The following is a 6350-nucleotide window of genomic DNA, read 5'->3' as shown; positions in this document are numbered from 1 at the left end:
GTCATCGTCGGCCTCGACGATGACGCAAACCTCTTGATCACCGAGTTGCGGCGGGCCCGGCCCGGCCGCGGGTGCCGGTCAGGACGCCGGAGGGGGCGGGCGTGCGGCCTTACACGCCGAGGGCGGCGGCGATCTCCGTGCGGAGGGCCGCCAGCGCCGTCGCCGCGCGGCTGCGGGCCGCCGGCACGTCGCCGTCCGCGATCGGCTCCACCACCTCCAGGTACGCCTTCAGCTTCGGCTCGGTGCCCGACGGGCGGATCACCACCCGGGCCGCCTCGTTGCGCAGGATCACCACGTCCGCCTCGGGGAGCAGGTCCCGCGCCTCGGTCACCGGCTGCCCGAGCAGCGTCGTCGGGGTGGCCGCCCGCACCCGGGCCATCGTGTCGGCGATGATCCGCAGGTCGTCGACCCGCACCGAGAGCTGGTCGGTGTGGTGCACGCCGAACTCGGCGGCCAGCTCGTCGAGCCGGTCGGTGAGGGTGCGCCCCTGCGCCTTGAGCCCGGCGGCCAGCTCGGCGACGGTCAGCGCGGCGGTGATGCCGTCCTTGTCGCGTACGTGGTCCGGGGCGACGCAGTAGCCCAGCGCCTCCTCGTAGCCGTAGACGAGCGGCGCGGAACCGCCGCCGGCCCGGACGATCCACTTGAACCCGGTGAGCGTCTCGTCGTACGGCAGGCCCCGGGCGGCGCACATGGCCCGCAGCAGGGACGACGACACGATGGTGGTGGCGTAGAGACCCTGCACGCCCCGGCGCATGAGGTGGTCGGCGAGCAGCGCGCCCACCTCGTCGCCGCGCAGCATCCGCCAGCCGCCGCCCCCGTTCGCGCCCGCGGGGCCGGCAACGGTCGCCGGGCCGGCAGCGCCCGCCGCACCCCCGTCGCGGACGGCGACCGCGCAGCGGTCCGCGTCGGGGTCGTTGGCGATGGCCAGGTCGGCGTCGGTGCGCCGGGCGAGGCCGACGAGGCGGTCGATCGCCCCCGGCTCCTCCGGGTTGGGGAAGCTGACGGTGGGGAAGTCCGGGTCCGGCACCGCCTGGTCGGGCACCACGCCGGGGATGCCGAAGCCGGCGCGGGCGAAGGCGGCGGTCAGCACGGCCGCGCCGACGCCGTGCAGCGGCGTGTAGGCCACCTTCAGCCGCCGGGCCCCCGCCGGCTCGACCACGGCGGCGGCCCGGTCGACGTACGAGACGACGAGGTCGTCGCCGACGACCTGACCGGCCGGGCCCAGCGGCACGTCGGCGAGGGGACCGACCGCCCGGATGGCGGCCTCGATGCCGGTGTCGGCGGGCGCCACGATCTGCGCCCCCGCGCCCAGCTCGCCGCCGAGCTGCGCGCCGAGGTAGACCTTGTAGCCGTTGTCCTGCGGCGGGTTGTGGCTGGCGGTCACCATCACGCCGGCCGCCGCGTCGAGCTGCCGCACCGCGTACGCGAGCACGGGGGTGGGCAGCGGGCGGGGCAGCAGCAGGGCGGCGCGGCCCGCGCCGGTGGCGACCTGGGCGGTGCGCTCGGCGAACTCCCGCGAGCCGTGCCGGGCGTCGTACCCGATGACCAGCGGGCCGGTGGCGTCCTGGGCGGCGAGCCAGGCGACGAGCCCGGCGGCGGCCTGGGTGACGACGGCGAGGTTCATCCCGTTGGGGCCGGCGCGCAGCGGGCCGCGCAGCCCGGCGGTGCCGAAGGTCAGCGGCCCGGCGAACCGGTCGGCCAGCTCGGGCGCGCTCGCCGGCAGCCCGTCGAGCACGGCCTGCAGCTCGTCGCGGCTGGCCGGGTCGGGGTCGTCGTCAAGCCACCGCCGGGCCTGGTCGCGAAGGTCGTCGAGCCCGCGTGCGTCGTCGCGGTCGCGGGTCTCGTCAAGGTCAGTGGGTTCCGCCGCCATGGCTCTTGATAGCACGGCGGCGGATCACCACGTCGCGTCGGCCCGGCCGGGCCGGTGTCGGGTCGCCCCGTCGGGGTCAGTTGCTGCCGCCGCCGAGCTTGAACGAGGCCACCATCTGGTCGAAGATCGGCTTGCTCTCGGCGAACCGGGCGTCGGTCGAGGAGAGGTAGAACGAGTAGACCTTGCCCTCGTGCACCACCCCGCGCCACACCCCGTGCCGCTTGCTGTCGCCCTCGCCGCACGTGTATTCGAACTCCGCCGCCGCCTTGCCGTCGAGCTCCTGCTCGGTCATCGACACCTGGTTGTACGGCTTCTGGCAGGAGGCCGACCGGCTGCGCAGGCCGTTCGCGGCGGACTCGGCCCAGCGCATCGACGAGGTGCTCCACCGTTCGGAGAGGATGCGCACCTTACGACCGTTGTCCTCCGGGTCGACGTAGTCGACCCACACGGCCCCGTCGGCGCTGCGGCGCTCCCAGCCCTTCGGCACCTGCACGGTGACGCCCTTGGCCGACTGCTCCTGCATCTCCACCCCGGGACCGGCGGGCGCACCCGCGCTCGGCTGCCCCTGCGGGGTGGCCGGCGACTCCGGGTCGTCGCCGCCGGTGAAGGCGAACACGGCGACCAGCAGCAGCACGGCGAGGCCGCCGGCCGCGGCGAGCTGCGCCTTGCGCGGCCAGCCCTTGACGGTGGCGACGAGGCGGCCGGCTGCTCCGCCGCCGGTGGCCGGGGCGGGCGCGCCGGCGGCCGGGGCGGTCCACGGCTGGCCGGTGCCGGGCACCGACCACTGGCCGCCGCCGTACGCGCCGCCGCCGACGCGCTGGGTGGCGTCGGGGGAGCCGCCGAAGCCGGGGACCGGCTGGGTGGCGTCGGGCTGGCTGCCGTAGGTGACCCGCTGCGTCGCGTCCGGTCGGGGCCCGAACGGCACCTGCTGGGTGGCGTCCGGCGAGCCGCCGCGGAAGCCGGGCACCTGCTGCGTCGCGTCGGCCGCACCCCCGCCGAAGCCGGAGACCCGTTGCGTCGCGTCGGGCGAGGCGCCGAGGCCGGAGACCCGTTGCGTGGCGTCGGGCGAGCCGCCGCCCTGGGGCACGCGCTGGGTGGCGTCGGACGAGCCGCCGTACGTCATCCGCTGGGTGGCCTCCGGCGCGGCGTCCGCGTCGACCCGCTGGGTCGCCGCAGGCGGGCCGCCGTACGTGCGGCCGGCCGGCGGCGGGGGCGGCGCGGGCATCGCCCCGGTGGGGGTGTGCAGCGGGCCGGCGAGGGCGTCGGCGCTGGTGTCGTCCAGCGCGGCGGCGCTCGCGGCGGCGGCGGTCTTCTTCTTGTTCTTGCCCTTCTCGCCCCGGCGCAGCGCGGCCAGCCGGTCGGTCAGCGACTCGCCGGGGGCGAGCATCGCCCGGCCGCCGATCTGCCCGCTGGGCTTCGGCTCCTCGGCGGGCGGCGGCGTGACGACGGGCGGGCGCGGCTTGACCGGCACCACCGCGTACGGGTCGGTGACCGAGTTGACGGCGGTGGCGGTGCTGGTCAGCGGGCCGGCGAGCAGCTCGCGCAGCATCGCGCGGGCGGTGTGCACGTCGAGGCGGCGGGCCGGGTCCTTCTCCAGCAGCCCCATCAGCACCCGGGTCAGCGGGCCGCTGCGCTGCGGTGTGGCCGGCGGGTCCTCGACCACGGCGTGCATGGTCTCGATCGGGTCGCCCTTGTCGAACGGGGGCCGGCCCTCCACCGCCGTGTAGAGGGTCACGCCGAGGGAGAACAGGTCGCTCGGCGGGCCGAAATCCTGACCCATGGCCCGCTCCGGCGAGATGAAGTGCGGCGAGCCGAGCACCATCCCCGGCGTGGTGAGCTGCACGTCGGTGGGGAGCTTGGCCACGCCGAAGTCGGTGAGCACGCACCGGCCGTCGGTGCAGATCAGCACGTTGGCCGGCTTGACGTCGCGGTGCAGCACCCCGATCGCGTGGGCCACCTCCAGCGCGCCGAGCAGGGCGATGCCGATCTTGGCGACCGCGCGGGGGGCCACGGGCCCGTCCTCGATCACCATGTCGGCGAGGCTGCGGGCGTCCAGCAGCTCCATCACGATCCAGGGGCGGCCACCCTCGGTGACCACGTCGTACACCTGGACGACGGCCGGGTGCTGGATGGCCGCCGCCGCGCGGGCCTCGCGCAGCGTGCGTTCGTACATGGCGTCGCGGTCGCTCGGGGCCAGGCCCGGCGGGAGGACGACCTCCTTCACCGCCACGTCGCGCCGCAACAGGGTGTCTGTGGCACGCCAGACCGTGCCCATGCCGCCGTTGCCCACCGCGGACCGGAGGGAGTATCGGTCACCGATGGTGGTGCCGGCTGCCGCACGTCCGTGGGGTGGGCTGACTGGTCCGCCGCTCCACGTCGGGATCTGAGTCACAGAAAAGCCACCGGGGGAAATCGAGGGGGCTGGGACACAACACCCCTATCTTGCTGGTTCCGACGCCCGATGCGAAACCCGACGCGACGGACGTTTACCGAACCGGACCCTACGTGGCCAGGCGTTCACCCTCGGGGGCGCCGGGAAAGACAGGGGTCCGGTGTGCGGAATCCCTCACCCTCCGGCGCGGCGGCACGTCCTACCATCCGGGGATGAGCGAACCGCGGTCGAGCGAGTCCGGCTTCCCGATCAAGGGTGTCTACACCCAGGCGGACCTGCCGGAGGACCTGCCCGACCGGCTGGGCGGGCCGGGGGAGTTCCCGTACACCCGTGGGGTCTACTCCACCATGTACACCTCCCGACCGTGGACGATGCGACAGTACGCCGGCTTCGGCACCGCCACCGAGAGCAACGCGCGCTACCACCAGCTCCTGCGCGCCGGCACCATGGGCCTGTCCGTCGCGTTCGACCTGCCCACCCAGATGGGGTACGACTCGGACGACCCGATCGCCCACGGCGAGGTCGGCAAGGTCGGCGTCGCGATCGACTCGATCGAGGACATGCGGCTGCTGTTCGACGGCATCCCGCTGGACAAGGTGTCCACCTCGATGACGATCAACGCGCCCGGGTCGGTGCTGCTGCTGCTCTACCAGCTCGTCGCCGAGGAGGCCGGGGTGCCGGGCGCGGCGCTCAACGGCACCATCCAGAACGACATCCTGAAGGAGTACATCGCCCGGGGGACGTACATCTTCCCGCCGAAGCCGTCGCTGCGGCTGGTCGCCGACACGTTCGCCTACTGCCGGGCGGAGGTGCCGAAGTGGAACACGATCTCCATCTCCGGCTACCACATGGCCGAGGCCGGCGCGACGCCCGCGCAGGAGATCGCGTTCACCCTGGCCAACGGCGTCGAGTACGTCCGGGCGGCGCTCGCCGCCGGGCTGGCCGTGGACGACTTCGCGCCCCGGCTGTCGTTCTTCTTCGTCGCCCGCACCACCCTGCTGGAGGAGGTCGCGAAGTTCCGCGCCGCCCGGCGGATCTGGGCCCGGCTCATGCGCGACGAGTTCGGCGCGAAGAACCCGAAGTCGATGATGCTGCGCTTCCACACCCAGACGGCGGGCGTGCAGCTCACCGCCCAGCAGCCCGAGGTGAACCTGGTCCGGGTGGCGATCCAGGGGCTGGGCGCGGTGCTCGGTGGCACCCAGTCGCTGCACACGAACAGCTTCGACGAGGCCATCGCGCTGCCCACCGAGAAGGCTGCCCGGCTGGCGCTGCGCACCCAGCAGGTCCTCGCGTACGAGACGGACCTGACCGCCACCGTCGACCCGTTCGCCGGGTCGTACGTGGTGGAGGCGATGACCGCCGAGATCGAGGCGGCGGTGGTGGAGCTGATGGAGCGGGTGGCCGACCACGGTTCGGTGGTCGACGCCATCGAGGCGGGCTTCCAGAAGCGGGAGATCGAGCAGTCGGCGTACCAGATGGCCCAGGAGATCGACTCGGGCGAGCGGGTGGTGGTGGGCCTCAACCGGTTCACGGTCGACACCGACGAGCCGTACGAGCCGCTGCGGGTGGACCCGACGATCGAGGCGGCCCAGGCCGAGCGGCTGGCGAAGCTGCGGGTCGAGCGGGACAACGCCGCCGTCGAGCGGGCGCTGGGCGAGCTGCGCGCCGCCGCCGAGGGCACGGCGAACGTGCTGCACCCGATGAAGGAGGCGCTGCGGTCCCGGGCCACCGTCGGCGAGGTCTGCGGCACCCTGCGCCAGGTCTGGGGCACGTACCGCCCCAGCGACAGGTTCTGACCCACCCCTGATCCGTCGGTTGAGGGGTCGCGAAGCGTAACCGGGCGGGGCTAGGGTCGCCGGTGTGAGCCCAGCCGGGGCGGCCCGGTGTGTGCCACCCGGGGCAGTGGGTAACCCGTCCGGGTGAACGGGACGGACAGCGTGTGCGGGAGCATGCCGACCCGTCGTGTCACCGTCGGGAGTCGTCCGGCCGCCGAGTGCGGTCGGTTAATTGTCTGAGCGGCGGTTAGCCGAAGCGACTAATGCGACAATTCGGTAGCGACGGCCCCGGATCGAGGGTGATTTCGTGACC

General features: G+C 74.3%; 3 protein-coding genes. 1 reads left to right on the top strand and 2 read right to left on the bottom strand.

Annotated elements, in window-relative coordinates; genetic code table 11:
• Positions 1-109: 109 nt before the first annotated feature.
• Positions 110-1870 carry a phospho-sugar mutase gene (locus tag LPA42_RS30445; RefSeq protein WP_077936103.1) on the bottom strand — a complete coding sequence of 587 codons (1761 nt, stop codon included), beginning with the start codon at positions 1868-1870 and terminating at the stop codon, positions 110-112.
• 76 nt (positions 1871-1946) lie between these two features.
• A complete protein-coding gene (locus LPA42_RS30440; RefSeq protein WP_228987042.1) occupies positions 1947-4262 on the bottom strand; it encodes a serine/threonine-protein kinase in 2316 nt (771 codons plus the stop codon).
• 212 nt (positions 4263-4474) lie between these two features.
• On the opposite strand from LPA42_RS30440, the gene LPA42_RS30435 reads away from it, so the two are divergent.
• On the top strand, positions 4475-6058 hold the full coding sequence (locus tag LPA42_RS30435) for a methylmalonyl-CoA mutase (RefSeq protein ID WP_077936105.1): 1584 nt from the start codon (positions 4475-4477) through the stop codon (positions 6056-6058).
• Positions 6059-6350: the final 292 nt, after the last annotated feature.

Source organism: Micromonospora sp. DH13 (genome assembly GCF_020873825.1).
Taxonomy (GTDB): Bacteria; Actinomycetota; Actinomycetes; order Mycobacteriales; family Micromonosporaceae; genus Micromonospora; species Micromonospora haikouensis.
This window is presented reverse-complemented; position numbering and strand designations above follow the sequence as displayed.